The sequence below is a fragment of the Pseudomonas syringae group sp. J254-4 genome (assembly GCF_032586855.1).
Classification (GTDB): Bacteria; Pseudomonadota; Gammaproteobacteria; order Pseudomonadales; family Pseudomonadaceae; genus Aquipseudomonas; species Aquipseudomonas amygdali.
On record NZ_JAWHOO010000014.1, the window covers coordinates 59,801 to 78,196 of the forward strand.

At 60.8% G+C, this 18,396-nt stretch carries 20 protein-coding genes and 1 riboswitch; of the genes, 5 read left to right on the forward strand and 15 right to left on the reverse strand.

Annotation, left to right across the window (positions count from 1 at the left end):
- Window positions 1–124 precede the first annotated feature (124 nt).
- On the forward strand, window positions 125–424 hold the full coding sequence (locus RYB09_RS17340; RefSeq protein ID WP_057403442.1) for a hypothetical protein: 300 nt from the start codon (window positions 125–127) through the stop codon (window positions 422–424).
- Window positions 425–509: 85 nt separating this feature from the next.
- Here the strand turns inward: RYB09_RS17340 and RYB09_RS17345 are convergent, their stop codons facing one another.
- Both RYB09_RS17345 and rmuC read right to left on the reverse strand, forming a co-directional pair.
- Complete coding sequence (locus tag RYB09_RS17345; RefSeq protein WP_003418154.1) at window positions 510–632, reverse strand: PA1414 family protein; 123 nt, start codon at window positions 630–632, stop codon at window positions 510–512.
- Window positions 633–831: 199 nt separating this feature from the next.
- Window positions 832–2,196, reverse strand: a complete 1,365-nt coding sequence (gene rmuC, locus RYB09_RS17350; RefSeq protein WP_162839825.1) for a DNA recombination protein RmuC — start codon at window positions 2,194–2,196, stop codon at window positions 832–834.
- A gap of 747 nt (window positions 2,197–2,943) precedes the next feature.
- On the opposite strand from rmuC, the gene RYB09_RS17355 reads away from it, so the two are divergent.
- From RYB09_RS17355 to RYB09_RS17365, 3 genes are all read left to right on the forward strand, one after another.
- On the forward strand, window positions 2,944–3,249 hold the full coding sequence (locus RYB09_RS17355; protein WP_058401259.1) for a hypothetical protein: 306 nt from the start codon (window positions 2,944–2,946) through the stop codon (window positions 3,247–3,249).
- 480 nt (window positions 3,250–3,729) lie between these two features.
- A complete protein-coding gene (locus RYB09_RS17360) occupies window positions 3,730–3,948 on the forward strand; it encodes a hypothetical protein (RefSeq protein WP_002554588.1) in 219 nt (72 codons plus the stop codon).
- A gap of 238 nt (window positions 3,949–4,186) precedes the next feature.
- A complete protein-coding gene (locus RYB09_RS17365; RefSeq protein ID WP_080394843.1) occupies window positions 4,187–5,470 on the forward strand; it encodes an OmpP1/FadL family transporter in 1,284 nt (427 codons plus the stop codon).
- Window positions 5,471–5,669: 199 nt separating this feature from the next.
- Here the strand turns inward: RYB09_RS17365 and RYB09_RS17370 are convergent, their stop codons facing one another.
- From RYB09_RS17370 to cobO, 13 genes are all read right to left on the reverse strand, one after another.
- Window positions 5,670–6,221 carry a glutathione peroxidase gene (locus RYB09_RS17370; protein WP_057403445.1) on the reverse strand — a complete coding sequence of 184 codons (552 nt, stop codon included), beginning with the start codon at window positions 6,219–6,221 and terminating at the stop codon, window positions 5,670–5,672.
- A gap of 61 nt (window positions 6,222–6,282) precedes the next feature.
- Complete coding sequence (locus RYB09_RS17375; protein ID WP_058401258.1) at window positions 6,283–6,405, reverse strand: hypothetical protein; 123 nt, start codon at window positions 6,403–6,405, stop codon at window positions 6,283–6,285.
- The gene (locus RYB09_RS17380) at window positions 6,402–7,610 is read right to left on the reverse strand and encodes an MFS transporter (RefSeq protein ID WP_057403447.1); all 1,209 of its coding nucleotides are present in this window, start codon (window positions 7,608–7,610) and stop codon (window positions 6,402–6,404) included. Before RYB09_RS17380 ends, RYB09_RS17375 begins: the two co-directional genes overlap by 4 nt.
- Window positions 7,611–7,706: 96 nt before the next feature.
- A complete protein-coding gene (locus RYB09_RS17385; RefSeq protein WP_058401257.1) occupies window positions 7,707–8,438 on the reverse strand; it encodes an adenosylcobinamide-GDP ribazoletransferase in 732 nt (243 codons plus the stop codon).
- A gap of 1 nt (window position 8,439) precedes the next feature.
- The gene (gene cobC / locus RYB09_RS17390; RefSeq protein WP_058401256.1) at window positions 8,440–9,012 is read right to left on the reverse strand and encodes an alpha-ribazole phosphatase family protein; all 573 of its coding nucleotides are present in this window, start codon (window positions 9,010–9,012) and stop codon (window positions 8,440–8,442) included.
- A complete protein-coding gene (gene cobT, locus RYB09_RS17395) occupies window positions 9,009–10,061 on the reverse strand; it encodes a nicotinate-nucleotide--dimethylbenzimidazole phosphoribosyltransferase (protein ID WP_316889503.1) in 1,053 nt (350 codons plus the stop codon). Before cobT ends, cobC begins: the two co-directional genes overlap by 4 nt.
- The gene (gene cobU, locus RYB09_RS17400; RefSeq protein WP_316889505.1) at window positions 10,058–10,579 is read right to left on the reverse strand and encodes a bifunctional adenosylcobinamide kinase/adenosylcobinamide-phosphate guanylyltransferase; all 522 of its coding nucleotides are present in this window, start codon (window positions 10,577–10,579) and stop codon (window positions 10,058–10,060) included. Before cobU ends, cobT begins: the two co-directional genes overlap by 4 nt.
- 1 nt (window position 10,580) lies before the next feature.
- Entirely contained in the window at window positions 10,581–12,041 is a 1,461-nt protein-coding gene (locus RYB09_RS17405) for a cobyric acid synthase (protein ID WP_316889507.1), read from the reverse strand.
- Window positions 12,038–13,042 (reverse strand): threonine-phosphate decarboxylase CobD, encoded by a 1,005-nt coding sequence (cobD, locus tag RYB09_RS17410; RefSeq protein ID WP_316889509.1) that lies wholly within the window; start codon window positions 13,040–13,042, stop codon window positions 12,038–12,040. The genes RYB09_RS17405 and cobD overlap by 4 nt, the downstream gene beginning before the upstream one ends.
- Window positions 13,035–13,943, reverse strand: coding sequence for an adenosylcobinamide-phosphate synthase CbiB (gene cbiB, locus RYB09_RS17415; protein WP_316889511.1), 909 nt, complete (start codon window positions 13,941–13,943; stop codon window positions 13,035–13,037). The genes cobD and cbiB overlap by 8 nt, the downstream gene beginning before the upstream one ends.
- Window positions 13,940–14,590 carry a 5,6-dimethylbenzimidazole synthase gene (gene bluB / locus RYB09_RS17420; protein ID WP_316889513.1) on the reverse strand — a complete coding sequence of 217 codons (651 nt, stop codon included), beginning with the start codon at window positions 14,588–14,590 and terminating at the stop codon, window positions 13,940–13,942. Before bluB ends, cbiB begins: the two co-directional genes overlap by 4 nt.
- Window positions 14,587–15,882, reverse strand: coding sequence for a cobyrinate a,c-diamide synthase (locus RYB09_RS17425; protein WP_316889515.1), 1,296 nt, complete (start codon window positions 15,880–15,882; stop codon window positions 14,587–14,589). Before RYB09_RS17425 ends, bluB begins: the two co-directional genes overlap by 4 nt.
- A gap of 25 nt (window positions 15,883–15,907) precedes the next feature.
- On the reverse strand, window positions 15,908–16,519 hold the full coding sequence (cobO, locus tag RYB09_RS17430) for a cob(I)yrinic acid a,c-diamide adenosyltransferase (RefSeq protein ID WP_122258040.1): 612 nt from the start codon (window positions 16,517–16,519) through the stop codon (window positions 15,908–15,910).
- 90 nt (window positions 16,520–16,609) lie between these two features.
- A riboswitch (cobalamin riboswitch) is annotated at window positions 16,610–16,824 on the reverse strand.
- A gap of 119 nt (window positions 16,825–16,943) precedes the next feature.
- Here cobO and RYB09_RS17435 point away from each other — a divergent pair.
- Window positions 16,944–18,272 (forward strand): PQQ-dependent sugar dehydrogenase, encoded by a 1,329-nt coding sequence (locus RYB09_RS17435; protein WP_004657227.1) that lies wholly within the window; start codon window positions 16,944–16,946, stop codon window positions 18,270–18,272.
- Window positions 18,273–18,396 lie beyond the last annotated feature (124 nt).

Genomic DNA, 18,396 nt, shown 5'->3' on the forward strand with positions numbered 1-18,396 from the left:
AATCGGCACCATAACGGCGGGGCAATCCACAGCCGCAACGGCGATTTGAGCTAGCCTCATGGGTCTGGGCTGGAGAAATGAAGTACGCCTGTTGTATCTGACAAGATCCACATCAGGGGCTTTCATGAATCGCGAAGAGATCAGGCAAAAGGTATTCAACGCCCTAGGCATCATTCTAGTGGACAAGAGTGCGATTCAGGATGACGCCACGCTCGCCGATCTGGCCCTTGATGACGATGATATCGAGCTGTTTTTCCTCGAACTGAAGGAAGCCCTCGGCTTCACACTCACGGAAACCATCAGGACAGCGGTAATCGCCAGCCCAGGACAGCTTGCGTTGCACAGGATCATAGGACTGATTTTATTGCAGGAGACGGAAAAGGGCTCGATAGAGCCGAAGAACGAGCCCGGGCATCAGCACTAACGCCGGCTCTTGTATCGGGACGCCCTGTGCGCCCCGACGAAATTCAACATGCGCACTACCCTGTGGCCAGGATCAGGCGAGAGGCTTACCGGCGTTGACGGCGACGATCGTCGTCGGCACGAACCGGAATGGGTTGCAGTTTTGGGCGTTCTATCAGACCCAGTGCAACGCCTACATCGTGGAGCCATTCTTGCAGTTTGCTATTCATAGAGCCCCCTTGAGGGAAATACCCGGCAGTCAATCCGTACTCATCACTCACTAGAGATCATAGAAGCAAATGAACTGTTAGCCGAGTGCAACGAGAAACAATTTTCCCGATGGAGCCAATGTGACAGTTGTGCAGCATCGCTTCTAGTCTTTGCGACGGACGGCCTGTTACTGAACGTTGCGCCGACCAAGCAAACTGATCATTCAGGCGGACTGATCAGGCCGTCATTGTCAGTCATCGCCCGTTCAAGCAAGTCCGCCGGCAGACTCTTGCTGGCACGCGCGCCCAGCAGTTTGAGTTGCTCGCTGCGGCTGATCAGGTTGCCGCGCCCCTCCGTCAGCTTGTTGCGCGCCGCCGAGTAGGCCTTGTCCAGTTGCTGCAGACGGTTGCCTACCTCGTCCAGATCCTGAATGAACAACACAAACTTGTCGTATAGCCAACCTGCCCGTTCGGCAATCTCGCGTGCGTTCTGGCTCTGACGTTCCTGCTTCCACAGACTGTCGATGACCCGCAAGGTGGCCAGCAGTGTGGTGGGGCTGACAATCACGATGTTGCGATCAAAAGCTTCCTGAAACAGATTCGGCTCCGCCTGCAAGGCTGCAGAAAAAGCCGCTTCGATAGGCACGAAGAGCAGAACGAAATCCAGACTGTGCAGCCCTTCAAGGCGCTTGTAATCCTTGCCCGAGAGACCTTTGACGTGATTGCGCAGCGACAGCACATGCTGCTTGAGCGCAGCCTGACCGATAACGTCGTCATCAGCCGATACGTACTGCTGATACGCCGTCAGGCTGACCTTGGCATCGACCACCACTTGCTTGTCACCGGGCAGCATGATCAGTACATCAGGCTGAAAGCGCTCGCCGTCCGGCCCCTTGAGGCTTATTTGCGTCTGGTATTCACGGCCCTTTTCAAGCCCGGCATGCTCCAGCACTCGCTCAAGAATCAGTTCACCCCAGTTGCCCTGGGTCTTCTGCCCTTTCAGGGCGCGCGTCAGGTTGGTGGCTTCATCGCTCAAGCGTTGATTCAACTGCTGCAGACGTTCCAGCTCCTTGGCCAACGAAAAGCGTTCACGGGCTTCGTTCTGATAACTTTCCTCGACGCGCTTTTCGAACGACTGGATACGTTCCTTGAGCGGCGTGAGCAATTGCCCCAGTTGCTGCTGGCTGGTTTCGGCAAAACGCTGCTCACGCTCATCGAATATCTTGCCTGCCAACTCGGCGAACTGCGCACGCAGCTCATCCCGGGAACCCTGCAGATCATTCAGGCGCTGCTGATGGCTGTCCTGCTGTTCACGCAGCTCAGCGTTCAATGCTGCGCAGTGCGCATCCAGACGACGCAACTCGGCTTCTCTGCCGGCACGCTCACGATTCCAGGCATGCGCCGTTTCGCGAGCGCTATCACTTTCCTGACGCAGCAACTCGACCTCGCGCCGCAGCGCTGCAAGGTCGGCCTGTTTGGCCGCATTGGCCTGGCTGAGGTCACTGACCTCGTCGCGGCAGGCATCCAGTTGCGCATTGAGGCCTTCCTGCGCCATCTGCGCCATGCTCAGACGCTCGTCCAGCAGCGCGCTCTCGGCCTGACGAAGCGCCAGACGACGCTGTAACTGCCAAAGCAATGCCAGCAAGGGCACAGCAGCTGCAGCGAGCCCCAGTAACAGGCTGTTCAGGTCCAGTGCCATAAAGACTCCATGCAGGCTGAATCATCGCCAGCGGCAGTGTGGGTAAGCGCGTGATAGTGCAGCAGAAACGTCGTCTTGGGCGAGGCAAGATCAACAGGCGGGGGTTAAATCGGGGGAACGGATTGTACGCGCTTTCTACAACGTGCACAGCCCCCATTTCCGGGACATTTCAGCCGGGACAATCCACAGAAGCTGTGGATAACTCAGTGGACAACCCCCCTTTAACTCTCGCAAACGCAAGCAGGATGCGGCCTGCGCTCAAACTGACGATTTTTTCACCAACTAAAAAAAACGATGTTTTTCATTGACTTAATAATTCACCACCATAAATCAAACCCTTAGCAACGCTTGTGACAGTGATGTGGCAGCTTGTTCAGCTAATGTGCACAACTCCTTGCCGGGGCCCTTTTCAGCCATTTCGGGCATCATATGATTGTTGCTCGATTGCATCTTATTCTCAATGAATACGTGGCTTTCAGCAGTCTTTCAGCCGCTGGAATCGGCCTGCCGCCAACGAAGCCCGCACCTCACCAGACACCTTGAAAACAATGCGGGCGACAAATCGTGCATCTCGCGGTCCAACCACTGCCAAAAAAGACCAAATATCAGCCACCAAGGATTCAGTGAAGGCCCATGAAGGAGATAGTGAAGTTCTTCCTGCTGCTGTTGGCCGTCTGCATCGTCGCCCTCGCGGCCAGTATTGTCCTGCCACCGCCGGACGGCGGCGTCTTCGCCTACAGCGTGCTGTTGTCGGCAATTGCACTGCTGCTGATCATCTGCAGCGACCTGAGCAATGGACGTATCAACAAGGCAGGCGACATCATGCGCGCCATCGAAAGCCGCAAGTCTCTGCGCCTGACCATCGCTGCCTACCTGCTCGGCTGCTCGATGGTCGCGTCCGTGACCGTGCTGATCTACCGCCTGGTCGGGCACTGGTAAAATTTATTCAGCGCCGCTTGCAATGCTTCGACATGACGGGTAGCATAGCCGCCGTTAGTACCAAGCTGAAAATCAATTCCGGTCGACAAGTCCCCCGACAGACACTCCTCCATGCGACGAGAATGTTGGCAACAAGGGATCGACCACCTCGATGGTTTCCAGACATGAACCTTTCGCGCTGATGCACCATTTGGGGTGACAGTGCAGTCATGGCTCTCATGGTCTGCTTCAACCAGCCTGCAATTGATCAGGATCTTCACCCGGAGCGTCGAACCTTTGCTCCTGTTGTGTTGCCTGCCCTCCTAAGTACCTACCGGTCAGCCAGAGCGCCATACGATAAAGCGCGCTTCAACTGCCTGTCTCTATTCCAGTCAGGTTCTCCGCCCAGCCAGGCTTTTGTATCAAATGTCGGCCCGCGTTTACTGGAATCTTTATTTATGCACGGTATTGTTCCGTGTTGTTTCAGGAAACACCTTGAATATGAATACTCAAACCCAACACGCAATTCACACATTGACCAACGCTTTTGCCCCGATGAACTGCCTGATCATGGCCGCTCGCAAAGGCTGCTTCAGTTTCACCATCGTCAACGAACACGGCATCGCCCGTCACAGCGAACGCCTGTACCCCGATCAGTACGCAAGCGCCGAACCGCTGCAAGCCGTGATCGAGCGTACCCGTCAGGCCCTCATCGCCTGACGCAAACGATTCATCGCACGCCAAAAAGCCCCGCCCTGCAAAGCGGGGCTTTTTTATGCCCGCTATTTATTGACGACATTGACCAGTGTGCGGCACTGGAACTTTGTCTAAATTGCAACTCCTACAGCATTATCAAGATTGTCCTACAAGAATAGCTCTAAATCGGGCTCCTCAGCCTATAGCGCGCCATCGAAAATGTTGGTAATTTTCGACCGGTGAACAACAAGGAGTTCTAATAATGAAAATAATGACAAAAGCACTGAACCGGACAACACTTGGACTCGCCCTGGGTCTGGCTTCTTCTCAACTGCTTGCAGCCGGTTTTGCCCTCAATGAACAAAGCATCAGCGGCATGGGCACAGGCTTTGCAGGTCGCTCCTCGTCAGCCGATGATGCAAGCACCGTATTCGGCAACCCTGCCGGTATGTCCCGAATCAAACGCGAACAAATCAGCGTCGGCGCCGCAGCCGTGATCGCCAAGACCGACATCGACAACGGTCGCGGCACATTCGGCGGCAGCAACGACGGTGACATGGTTCCGGTGGTCGGCGTGCCAATGGGCTATTACGTCAAACCTATCGATGATCACTGGGCATTTGGTCTGGGCGTGTACGTACCGTTCGGCCTGGTCACTGATTACGAAAAAGGCTTCGCCGGCCGCTACTGGGGCGACAAGAGTCACGTGCAGGTCGTGACCTTCCAGCCAACTGTCAGCTATGCATTCAATGACAAGGTTTCCATCGGTTTCGGCCCGACGATCAACCGCATCGACGGTGAACTGACCTCGGCAACATTGAACGGCCGAAGCCCAGGCACTAACGACGGCAAGGTAAAGATCGAAGGCGATGACACCGCAATCGGCTTCAATGCCGGCATTTTGGTGCAGGCTACCGACACCACTCGCCTGGGCCTGACATACCACTCCAAGGTCGATTACAAGCTCAAGGGCAAAACCAAGATCGAAGGCTCAGGTTTCGGCGGATTTTCCGGTCAGAAGTACGATGCTTCGCTGGACATCTCCACGCCTGAGTCGGTGGACTTCTCCATCACCCAGCAACTCGACGAAAACTGGACTGTTTACGCAGGCAGTACCTGGACTCGCTGGAGCCGTCTGCAAGACATCACCGTCAACAACGATGGCGTCCCTGCTCTGCTGGGCGGTTCTGCCGGCCCGATCGGCACCATCACCGAAGAACAGAATTGGCACGACACCTGGGCACACGCCATCGGTGCTTCGTACAAGGTCAACAAAGAGTGGACACTGCGCACCGGTTTCTCAGTTGATCAGTCGCCGACCAACAACGTCAACCGCTCCCCACGCATCCCGACTGGCGATCGCAAGATCATCAGCTTCGGTGCAGGCTGGAGCCCGACCGACGACCTGACCATCGACGTGGCGTACTCGTACCTGCGTGAAGACGAAACCAAGATCCGCGACTCCAGCGCGACCAAAGGTTCGTACAGCGCCGACTACCGCAACACCGCTCACGGCCTGGGCACTTCGGTTACCTATCGCTTCTGATAGCAACTGCCAGGCTGAAAAAAGCCCGCAACCAGTAATGGTTGCGGGCTTTTTGATGCTCCGCCTCACTGACTGACTATCGTGCCGACGCTCCGCGTCGGCATGCATTTCTGGACGCTCTGCGTCCTCTCTGTGGCGCTCCGCGTCACACAAGGCTTCTGCAATGTCAGGCAGATTCAGACAAGACTCAAGCCCTCCCCTAAGGCTTCGACGCAATCGCCTTTTCAATGGCTGCGATCAGCTCAGGATCATCCGGCTTGGTCATGCTGGAGAAGTTGGCAATGACCTTACCCTGGCGATCAACCACGTACTTGTAGAAGTTCCAGCGCGGCGCACTGCTCTGTTCGGCCAGCACCTTGAACAAATGGGTCGCATCATCGCCGCGTACGGCCTGCGGCTCGGTCATGGTGAAGGTCACGCCGTAATTGACGTAGCAGACCTTGGCGGTCTCCTCACCATCCTTGGCTTCCTGTTTGAAGTCATTGGACGGCACGCCCAATACCTCAAGCCCCTGCTCCTTGTAGCGCTGACTCAGCTCTTCAAGCCCTTTGAACTGTGGGGCGAAGCCACAGAAACTGGCGGTATTGACCACCACCAGCGGCTTGCCGGCAAAGCGTTTGCACAGGTCGATGTTTTCCTTGGCACGCAGCTTGGGCAACTCGCCCTGCAGCAACGGCGGACAGTCGGCAGCCATTGCAGCGCCACTCATGGCCAGCAGCAGAAGAGGAATCGAAACAAAGCGAATGTTCATCATGGCGGCCCTGGATAGTGTTGTCGTTTGTCGACACGCTACCCCATGCCAGGCTGTCTGCCTAGCAAGCGCCCATTCCCAGTTGCAACGCGGCCAGCCCGACGTGCTGCCAGGCCCACCAGACCAGCCCCAACACCACCGCGCCTGCCAGCAACGCCGCCAGCAGAGGCAAGCGACGGCTCATGCCAGACTGCCCTGCGCCTGCAACCTGGCCACAGGGCGCTCACGCACCGGCCAGTTCAACGCGGCGGCCAGCAGACTCAGCAGTATCGAGACTTGCCAGACGAGGTCGTAGTTGCCAGTGCGGTCATACACCAGCCCGCCCAGCCAGCCACCGAGGAATGCGCCTAACTGGTGAAACAGGAAGACGATACCGCCCAGCATCGACAGGTTGCGCACACCAAACAGTGTCGCAACCGTGCCGTTGGTCAGCGGCACGGTGGACAGCCACAGCAGGCCCATTGCTACGCCGAACAGATAGGCAGTGGTCTGGCTCAACGGGACCCACAGAAACAACACGATCACCACCGCGCGCAACAGATAAAGCGCGGTCAACAGTCGAGGTTTGGACATGCGCCCGCCCAGCCAGCCAGCGGTGTAGGTGCCAAAGATATTGAACAACCCGATCAAGGCCAGCACCGTTGTACCGACCTTGGCAGGCAAGTGTTGATCCACCAGATAGGCTGGCAGGTGCACCCCGATGAACACCACTTGAAAGCCACAGACGAAGAAACCCAGTGCCAGCAGCCAGAACCCCGAATGCGAGCAGGCTTCACGCAGCGCCTCGCCCAGCGTCAGCTCGATACCGGTAGACACGCTCGGCGTATCCTTGAGCATGCCTACCAAGGGCAGGATCAACGCCACCATCACGCCCAGCACCAGCAACGCACCGGACCAGCCCAACCAGCTGATCAAGCCCAATGTGCCGGGCAACATGGCGAACTGGCCGAATGACCCCGCCGCGCTGGCGATACCCATGCCCATGCTGCGTTTTTCCGCAGGCAGCGCACGTCCCACAACACCCAGAATGACCGAAAAAGACGTGCCGGACAGACCAATACCGATCAGCAAACCAGCACTCAGGGAAAGGCTGAGAGACGAGTCAGCCATACTCATGCACATTAGCCCTACGGCATACAGCACACCGCCGACGAAGACGACTTTGGCCGCGCCAAATCGATCTGCCAGCGCCCCGGCAAACGGCTGCGCCAGGCCCCACATCAGGTTTTGCAAGGCGATGGCAAAGGCAAACACCTCACGCCCCCAGCCAAAATCCGCGCTCATGGGCGCCAGAAACAGGCCGAAACCGTGCCGCGTGCCCAGCGAAAGCGCAAGGATCAACGCACTGCCCAGCAGAACCCAGCCGCTGGTACGCCAGATCGATGTCATGGTTAAGCTCCCTGCACTTTGTTACATGGTTTTACCTGTGAATCGCGAAGCTACGCGCTGCCGGTAAAAGCTGTCAACAAAGCATTGGCAAGGCTGTTAAAGCAGCGCCAGCGTCAGCAGGACTGCCAGCTCCAACAGTTCAAGCAGCGCCCCGGCGGTGTCGCCCGTGCTACCGCCCAGACGGCGCATCATTATGTGCCGCAACCACAAGAAACACGCCGTACAGACCAGCAGCGCCGCGACGCCTGACCAACCGGCCAGCAGCACGCACGCTAGCGCACTGGCCAACAACACCTTACGCGCCGGACCATGCGGCAGATGATCTGCAAGAGCCTGCCCCAGTCCGCCGGAACGCACGTAAGGTGTGCCCAGAAAAAGCCCAAGCATGGCCGCGCGTCCGATCAGCGGTGCCAATAGCAGCCCGATACTGCTGTGACTTTCGATCAGCGCCAGAATCGCTGCAAACTTGAGCAGCAGCACCAGCACCAGCGTGACCACGGCAATAGGCCCGCTACGCGGGTCTTTCATGATCTGCAAGGTGCGTTCGCGATCACCAAAACCGCCCAGCCAGGCGTCGGCACTGTCGGCCAGACCGTCCAGATGCAGCCCGCCGCTGAGCAGCACCCAGGCAGTGAGCACCAGCGCGGCATGCAGCATGAGCGGCGTACCATTGAGTAGCGCACTGAAACCCAGCAGCAGCGTGCCGAATACCACCCCTACCAGTGGGTAGAACAATAACGAACGCCCAAGCTCTTCCGGGCGCGGCATGCCGGGCAGACGAATCGGCAGGCTGCCGAGAAATTGCAGGGCGATCCAGAACGGCAGCATCTCAGACCTCCGTGAGCACGCCATCAGCGGCGACCTGAATCGACAGCAGTGCGCCATGGCCGACCACTACCTGCAACAATTGCTCACGCGGCAGACCACGCGCCTGCGCCAGCAGCAGGCGCATCACACCGCCGTGACTGACCAGCAACACGCGTTCACCGGCATACGCCTGATGCAGACGCTCCACAGCATTCAGCACCCGTGTCGAAAAATCGATCACTGGCTCGCCATTGGGCGGCGTGAAGGCGTAGGGATCAGCCCAGAACAGGCCCAAGCCTTCGGCATCGGTCTCCATGAGCTGCGCAGGGCTGTGGCCTTCCCAGTCGCCGAAATGCAGCTCCTGCAAACCCGGCTCCAGTTGCATGGGCAGCGACAGGAGCTGCGCCAGCTCTTCGGAAAAACGTGCACAGCGCTGCAAGGGCGAGCTGACAATTCGTTCCCAGGGACCGCCATCAACCACCGCCGCACGCATCTGCTGCCAGCCGAGTTCGGTCAGAGCATCGTCGAGGCTGCCGCGCAGACCACCGCCCAGCTCTGTTTCGCCATGACGCAGCAAGTCCAGACGCAAGGTCATGCGGGGCGATCCGCCACTGCTGCTTCGGCAAACGTTGCCATGCCGTTGTGCAGCTCGCAGGCCAGACGCACCAGCGGCACCGCCAGCGCTGCGCCACTGCCCTCGCCCAGACGCAAGCCGAGGTCCAGCAGCGGTTCGGCCTGTAGCGTTTCCAGCAAATGCCGGTGGCCCGGTTCGGCACCACGGTGGCCGAACAACAGCCAGTTGCGGCAAGACGGATTCAGACGCACCGCCACCAACGCGGCCACGCTGCAAATGAAACCGTCGACCAGCGCCACGATGCCTTGCTGCGCACAGGCCAGATAAGCGCCGGTCAGCGCGGCAATCTCGAAACCACCCAGGCAGAACAGGCTATGCAGCGGGTCGCCCGCCTGCTCGGCATGCAGCGCCAGTGCGCGTTCGATGACACGGGTCTTGTGCTCGATACCTTCGGCGTTCAGCCCGGTGCCGGGACCGACCAGCAACGGTGCGGCACATTCCAGCACCGAGCAGGCGACGGCGCTGGCCGCCGTGGTATTGCCGATGCCCATCTCGCCACCGATAAACAGCTCGGTGCCGACCGCCTTGGCGCGCAACACGCTGTCGCGCCCGGCCTGCAGAGCAGCAAGCCCCTGTTCGGCGCTCATGGCTGGCCCGTGGGCGAAATTGGCGGTGCCCGCGCCGATGCGCAAATGACGCACGCCCGGCAAATCCAGAGGCGACACGGTACCCAGATCCACCACGTCCAGCTGCGCCGAGAGCTGGCGCGCCAGCACGCTGATCGCTGCGCCGCCGTTGACGAAGTTATGCAGCATCTGGCCGGTGACTTCCTGTGGATAGGCCGATACACCTTCGGCCACCACACCATGATCGCCGGCAAAGATCGCGATCCACAGCTTGTCGGCAGACGGACGCTCGCGCCCTTGCAGGCCGGCGAGCTGCACCGCCAGCCGTTCCAGTTGCGCCAGCGAACCCGCAGGCTTGGTCAACTGTTGCTGACGGGCCAGTGCCGCCTCGCGCATTGGTACATCGATAGCCTGTGCGGGCTTGAGCCACCAGGAATTACTCATAGCGCGGTTCCTTTCAAAGTCAGGGGCAAGCCGGCAACGGTCAACACGACACGCTGGCAACGCTCGGCCAGTGCCTGATGCAACAGACCGGCTTCGTCGACATAGCGGCGCGTCAGCTCACCCAGCGGCACGACGCCAAGCCCGGTTTCGTTGCTGACAAAAATGATTTCGCCCGGCAAACCGGCCAGGCTGTCGAGCAGGGCTTCTCGCTCCTGGAGCAGATGCTCTGGGTCGTCGAGCATCAGCAGATTGGTCAGCCAGAGGGTCAGGCAATCGACCAGCAGGCAGCGGTCTGACGCAGCATTTTCGCGCAACACCCGCGCCAGCTCGAGCGGTTCTTCGACCAACCCCCAGTGCTCGGGACGACGGGCGCGATGGCTGGCGACGCGCTGGTTCATTTCGCCATCGAGAGGCTGGCTGGTGGCGATGTAAATCACCTTCAGCGCTGAGTCGGCGGCCAGTTTCTCAGCCAGTCGGCTCTTGCCGGAACGTGCGCCGCCAAGGATCAGTTGCAGCATTTCAGTTTGCCTCCAGGCCGCACAATTCGCGAAGCAATGGGCCGTCCAGGTGTTTTTCCACCAGGTCCGCCAAACGTTCTATGTCGCGCTCGCGCAGGGCGTGATAGTCGACGGACTGCACGTTCGCCAACCCCGCCCAGCGCAGTAACGCGCTACAGGCCGCAGGTGATTCGAACAGGCCGTGCAGGTAAGTCCCGAGCACCTGCCCGTCGACACTCTGCGCGCCATCGCAACGCCCGTCGTCCAGTTGCACGGCAGCCTGCTCCAGCGCCGGCCCTGTCGTTACCCCGGCATGAATTTCGTAGCCGCTGACCTCGGCGTCTTCCAGGGTCAGACGACCGCGCACATTGCGCAGTTGCTTTTCCGCTTCCAGCACCGTGCTCATTGCCAGTAGGCCAAACCCGGCGCTGGACCCGGCTGCGCCTTCCAGCCCGAGAGGATCGTGCACCTGCTCACCGAGCATTTGCAGGCCGCCGCAGATCCCCATCAGCTTGCCGCCATAACGCAAATGCCGCTCGATGGCGGTGTCCCAGCCACTGTTGCGCAGGTAGTTCAGGTCGCTGCGCACGCTTTTCGAGCCGGGCAGAATGATCAGGTCCGCAGGAGGAATCGCCTGGCCGAGACCGATGAACTGCAGATTGACCTGAGGGTGCAGGCGCAGCGGGTCGAAATCAGTGTGATTACTGATGCGCGGCAGCACTGGCACCACCACGTTCAGGACCTGCTCGACCTTGTCGGTCTGGCGCTGATCGAGACCGTCTTCGGCCTCCAGGTGCAGGTCCATCACATAAGGCAACACGCCAACCACCGGTTTGCCGGTGCGCGCCTCCAGCCAGTCCAGGCCCGGCTGCAGCAAGGCGATGTCGCCGCGAAAACGGTTGATGATGAACCCCTTGACCCGCGCCTGTTCGCTGGGCGACAGCAACTCCAGCGTGCCGACCAGATGGGCAAAGACCCCTCCGCGATTGATGTCGGCAATCAACAGCACCGGGCAGTCGACCGCCTCGGCAAAGCCCATGTTGGCGATATCGTTGGCGCGCAGGTTGATCTCGGCCGGAGAGCCTGCGCCTTCGACCATGATCACCGGATAGCTCTGACCCAGCCGCCGATGCGACTCCAGCACCGCCTGCATGGCGATCTCTTTATAGCCGTGGTAAGCCACCGCGTTCATGGTGGTGACGGCGCGACCGTGAATGATCACCTGCGCACCTGTATCACTGCTGGGCTTGAGCAGCACCGGGTTCATGTCGGTGTGCGGCTCCAGAAAGCACGCCTGCGCCTGCACGGCCTGAGCGCGGCCGATCTCGCCGCCGTCTGCCGTCACCGCGCTGTTGAGCGCCATGTTCTGCGGCTTGAACGGCACGACCTTGACGCCCTGTCGGGTCAGCCAGCGGCACAGCGCCGTCACCAGTGTGCTTTTGCCGGCGTCGGAGGTGGTGCCTTGTACCATCAGCGTGGTCATGGGTATTCCTTGCGGTATTCAAGCAGAACAGTGTGCAGGCGCAGCCAGTCGGCCTCGTCGCGGGGCAGACCGAAGCGCAGGCTGGCGGACTCGGGTGTGCCGCCCTGGAACAGACGCAACAATACGCCACGTCGCGCACAGAACTCGTAGAGCGTTTGAGCTTCAGGGGTCATGCGCCACTGAAACAGCGCGCAGCCGCCCTGCGGGCTTAGACCGTACTGGTCGAGCAAGGCCACCAGACGCTCGCGAGCCTGCTCGCTGCGTTCACGCTGACGGGCCTGCCCTTCCTGATCATTGAGGCACACCTGACCGATGATCCGTGTTGGCCCGCTGACCGACCAAGGGCCGATTTCCTGCGCCAGCATCCTCAGCAATACCGGTTCGGCCATGACAAAACCGAGCCTGACACCGGCCAGGCCAAAAAACTTGCCGAACGAGCGCAGCACAATCAGCCCGGTGCGCCACGTCTCGGCAGCCACGCTCAGGCCCGGCGTGTTATCCATGAACGCTTCATCGACGACCAGCCAGCCACCGCGCTCGGCCAATCGCGCATGCCATTCCAGCAGGCGTTCGGCGCTCAGGTGCAGACCGGTTGGATTGTTCGGGTTAACCACCACCAGCACGTCAAGAGTGTCGAGAAAGTATTCGACCTCCTGCTCGCTGACCTCACGGACCACGAAGCCGTTCTTGCGCCATGCGTGTGCATGCTCGGCGTAGCATGGCGACAGCACGCCAACCCGACCTCCGCTGCGTACCCGCGGCAACGCTTGAATCGCGGCCTGCGAGCCGGACACCGGCAATAAGCGAGGCACGCCGTAATAACGGCAGGCCGCTGCTTCCAGGCCATCATCGGTCTCGGGCAACCGCGCCCAGGCGTGCATCGGGATCTGCGGTACAGGCCACGACCAGGGTGCAATGCCCGTGGACAGGTCCAGCCAGTCGGCCAGTTCGATACCGTAATGCTGCGCTGCGGCGCGCAACCGACCGCCGTGCTCAAGCATAGAATTCAGCTACCACGCAAATGACCAGCAACCACAACCAGACGCCGCGCTGCACCAGTTGCCAGCCGCGATCAATGGAGTCTGCATCGGCAGGCGCACCTTCACCCAGTTGCGGACGCTGATGCAGCTCGCCGTGATAGATCGCCGCCCCGCCCAGTTCGACACCCAGCGCGCCTGCGCCAGCGGCCATCACCGGACCGGCGTTGGGGCTGTCCCAGGTTGGCCCTTGGGTACGCCAGCAGCGCAGCGCCAGCCGGGTCTTGCCCAGCAACGCGTAAGTCAATGCCACAAGGCGTGCAGGAAGGTAGTTGAGCAGATCGTCGATCTTTGCCGCAGCCCAGCCGAAACGCTCGAAGCGCTCGTTGCGGTAGCCCCACATGGCGTCCAGCGTGTTGCTTAGCCGGTACAGCACCACGCCAGGCGCACCGGCCACGACAAACCAGAACAACGCCGCGAACACCGCATCACTGCCGTTCTCCAGCACTGACTCGGTCGCCGCGCGAGCCACTTCGGTGGCATCCAGTTCGCTGGTCTGGCGACTGACCAGATAACCGACCCGCTGGCGTGCCTCGACCAGATCGTCACTGCGCAGCGCTTGCGCCACCGGCTGAACATGCTCGCCCAGGCTGCGCATACCCAGCGCGCAGTACAGCGCCAGAACCTCGACCAGCCAGCCAATACCGGGCAACCAGCTCAGTAGCGTGGCCAGCAGCGTCAACGGCACTACGGTGATAACCCAGGCGGTAACGCCATGACTGCGCCAGCCACGGCCACCGCTGTTGAAACGCTGCTCGACCCGGCTGGCAAAGCGTCCGAACGCCACCAGCGGATGCCATCGTTTCGGTTCACCGAGCAACGCGTCCAGCGCCACACCGGCGACGCTCAACAGCGCCACACTCATTGACTCACTCCCCATTGATTCTCATACAGCAACTCATGCAGCGGACGCGCCTGCGCCCAGCCTTCCATGACCAGCATGGGCGCAGGATAAAATTCCTTGACCGGCCCCAGGCAAATGATCGCCAGCGGCTTGGCCCCTTCAGGCATGCCCAGCAGTTCGGCCAGCGCCTCCGGGGCGAACAGCGACACCCAGCCCATGCCCAGCCCCTCGGCACGCGACGCCAGCCACAGGTTCTGGATGGCGCAGGACAACGAGGCCATGTCCATTTCCGGCAAGGTGCGGCGGCCGAAAATATGCTGTTCACGGCCGTCCATCAGTGCGGCGACCAACACTTCTGCGCAGTCGTTGATGCCTTCGACCTTGAGCTTCATGAACTCGTCGGTGCGCTTGCCCAGTGCCTGGGCAGTGCGGATACGTTCTTCTTCTACCTGCGCCTGCATTTTTCCGCGCAACGCCGGATCGCTGATGCGAATGAAGCGCCACGGCTGCATCAGCCCGACACTGGGTGCCTGGTGCGCGGCTTCCAGCAAGCGCGCCAGCAACTCGGGGGCCACCGTGCCGCCGACGAAGTGACGCATGTCGCGACGCTCGGCGATGGCCCGGTACACCGCAGCCCGCTCTTCAGGGCTGAACGCTTGTTCGGTCATGGTTTGAACAGCGCCGCAATCGCCTGAGGGCAGGAAGGGAAATAGAAATGCACGTAGGACGCGGTCAGACGACCCAGGCGATAGACTGCCTCTGCGCCACGCCCACCGTTGGGGCTGACGCCACGGGCAATCGGCTGCAACTCGGTGCTGGTCAGCGAATGGTGGTACGTGTGGCCATGCAGCGTGCCCTCGGGCAATTCAACCGCTTGCAAGGCCAGCGCCGCCAGACGCTTCTGCATGACCGCCTCACCGGACAGCAAGCCGACCAGTTCGGCGCGCACACCCTCCACATCGGTCAGGGCTTCGAGTAAATAAAGCATGCCGCCGCACTCGGCCAGAATCGGCTTGCCAGCAATATGGTGCGCCCTGATCGACGCCTGCATCGTCAGGTTTTCCGCCAGCGCAACGTGATGCAGCTCCGGATAGCCACCCGGCAGGTACAGGCTGTCGGCGTCGGGAAGCTCGCGGTCATGAATCGGCGAAAAGAAACTCAGCTCTGCGCCCATGTTTCGCAGCAGTTCCAGGCTTGCGCCGTACAGAAAGGCAAAGGCCTCGTCGCGGGCAATGGCGATGCGCACACCGCTGAGCAACAGCTCGACCTGAACCGGGTCAGGCGCGGTGAAGGTTACGGCTGGCGGCAAGGCCACTTCGCAGGTGCTGGCCAGCGCGGCGGCAGCCATGTCCAGCCGCACATCCAGATCATTGAGTTCGCTGGCCTGGACCAGCCCCAGATGGCGGCTGGGCAATTCGAAACCGACTTCCCGGGACAGTGCGCCATACCAGCGCAGGCCTTCGGTCAGGCTGTTCTCCAGCAACTGCGCGTGGCGTACCGTGCCAACCCGATTGGCCAGCACGCCGGCAAACGGCAGATCCGGCTGATAACGCGCCAGCCCGAGCGCCAGCGCGCCAAACGTCTGCGCCATCGCCGTGCCGTCGATCACCCCCAACACCGGTACGCCAAAGTGGCGGGCCAGGTCGGCGCTGGACGGTGTACCGTCGAACAGCCCCATGACGCCTTCGATCAGGATCAGGTCTGCCTCATCTGCGGCTTCCCACAACAGGCGACGGCTTTCGTCGGCACCGACCATCCACATGTCCAGCTGGTAGACCGGTGCGCCGCTGGCCCGCTCGAGAATCATCGGGTCGAGAAAGTCCGGCCCGCACTTGAACACCCGAACCTTGCGGCCCTGATTGCGGTGCAAACGTGCCAGTGCCGCGGTGACGGTGGTCTTGCCTTGCCCGGAGGCAGGCGCGGCGATCAAAACCGCCGGGCAATCGCGCGGAGCTCTCATTGCAGTGCGCTCAATGATGAAGGGTTCAAAGCTCGATACCTTTCTGCGCCCGGATACCGGCCTGAAACGCATGCTTGACCACGCCGATATCGGAAACCGTATCAGCCAGGTCGATCAATTCGGGTTTGGCACCGCGGCCGGTCACCAGCACATGCTGCATCGGCGGGCGGGCCTGCAGATCACTCAGCACCTGTTCAAGGTCGAGGTAGCCATGCTTGAGGGCAATGTTCAGTTCGTCGAGCACCACCAGACCAATGGCCGGATCGCGAAGCATTTCCCGAGACACGGCCCAGGCGGCTTCGGCGGCGGCGATGTCACGCTGGCGATCCTGGGTTTCCCAGGTAAAGCCCTCGCCCATCACGTGATAGCGCACCTGCTCGGGGAAACGGCGGAAAAACATTTCTTCGCCAGTGCTGTTGCGGCCCTTGATGAACTGCACCACGCCGCACTGCATGTCGTGGCCCATGGCCCTGGCAAGCATGCCGAATGCCGAGCTGCTCTTGCCTTTGCCGTTGCCGGTCAAGACCAGCAGCAGGCCGCACTCGTTGGGTGAGTTGGCAATGCGCTCGTCCATCACGGCTTTCTTGCGCAGCATGCGCGCCAGATGGCGTTCGTCGCGTTCGGGGGATTCGTTCATCCGGGTTCTCCGCTCGTGGCAGTCGACAACAGACGGAAGGACAGCACTGGACAGCACGGCAACGCCCTGCACAGAGCATCACCCTCCGTGATGCCATTGAGTGGTTCAGGCCGGTCTCCGGGCTCATGAGCGGGTTACCCCGGCTGCGCGCCTTCCCATGTCGAAACACAGTGGCGTCAGGCACAGCCTTGACTCATTTACCGTTGCGGGGGCAGCGCCGGGATCGGATCGATTGATCCACACCGGCTTCCCTGTTTCACCCTGCCAATCAAGGATTGCAGAGCACCTGAAACAAACCGCGAAGGGTAGAGGGTTGGGCTGGGAGCGTCAATCGACACCGTCGCTGCAAATCGTGATTGAACCCGGACGGCTCGCAGTGCCTCTATCAATTATCGGACCACGCCCTTGTTTATGGAGATTCACCATGTTCAGACTCAGACCCCACTACGCAGTGTTGCTTCTGGTTGCCGGTGGCCTTGCTGCCTGCGGCGAGTCTTCGACCCTGCAAGTCTCGGATGGAACAGGCCCCTCGCCCAAACTGCCGGAGCCCAACAAGACGCTGATCCCGACCGTCAACATCGCCCCCGCCGTAGGTTGGGAAAAAGGCGCAAAACCGGTCGCCGCGCCGGGCACACAGGTGGCAGCGTTCGCCGAAAACCTGGACCACCCGCGCTGGCTGTATGTATTGCCCAATGGCGACGTGCTGGTGGCGGAAACCAATTCGCCGGCCAAACCGGATGATTCCAAGGGTATTCGTGGCTGGGTAATGGAAAAAGTCATGGGCCGCGCCGGTGCGGGCGTGCCAAGCGCCAACCGCATTACTCTGCTGCGCGACGTGGACAAGGACGGCGTCGCGGAGACCCGCACCGTGTTCCTGCAAAACCTCAATTCGCCGTTTGGCATGACCCTGGTGGGCAACAAGCTGTATGTCGCCGACACCGACCGCCTGATCAGCTTCCCGTATGAAGCGGGTCAGACCTCGATCAGCGCGCAGCCGACCAAAGTGGTCGACCTGCCGGGCGGCACGCTCAACCATCACTGGACCAAAAACGTCATCGCCAGCAAGGATGGCAGCAAGCTGTACGTCACAGTGGGCTCCAACAGCAACGTGGCCGAGAACGGCATGGACAAGGAGGAAGGTCGTGCAGCCATCTGGGAAGTGGACGCTGCCACCGGCAATCACCGCATTTTCGCCTCCGGCCTTCGCAACCCCAACGGCATGGACTGGGAGCCCAAAACCGGCAAGCTGTGGACAGCGGTCAACGAGCGTGACGAAATCGGCAGCGACCTGGTGCCTGACTACGTGACCTCGGTGCAGGATGGCGCTTTCTACGGCTGGCCCTACAGCTACTACGGCCAGCATGTCGACGAGCGCGTCAAACCGCAGAACCCGGCACTGGTCGCCAAGGCCATCGCACCGGATTACGCAGTCGGCCCGCACACGGCCTCGCTGGGCCTGGTATTCGCCGATGGCAAGACACTGGCGGCACCGTTCAACGAAGGCCTGTTCATTGGCCAGCACGGCTCATGGAACCGCAAACCGCACAGCGGCTATAAAGTGGTGTTCGTGCCCTTCAGCGGCGGCAAGCCCAACGGCGCTCCGGTCGATGTGCTGACCGGTTTCCTCAACAAAGACGAAAAAGCCATGGGCCGCCCGGTTGGCGTGGTCAATGATCAACGCGGCGGCTTGCTGGTGGCAGATGATGTCGGCAACAAGATCTGGCGCGTGACCTCGGCCAAGACTGCTCAGTAATGCCGAGCGTAGAGGGTTGACGCAGAGCGTCGGACGTTAGTTGAGTTATCGTTCCGCACGTCCGGAACGGCATGTCGACGCGGAGCGCCTTACGGTAGTTGAGATTATCGTTCCCTACGCTCCA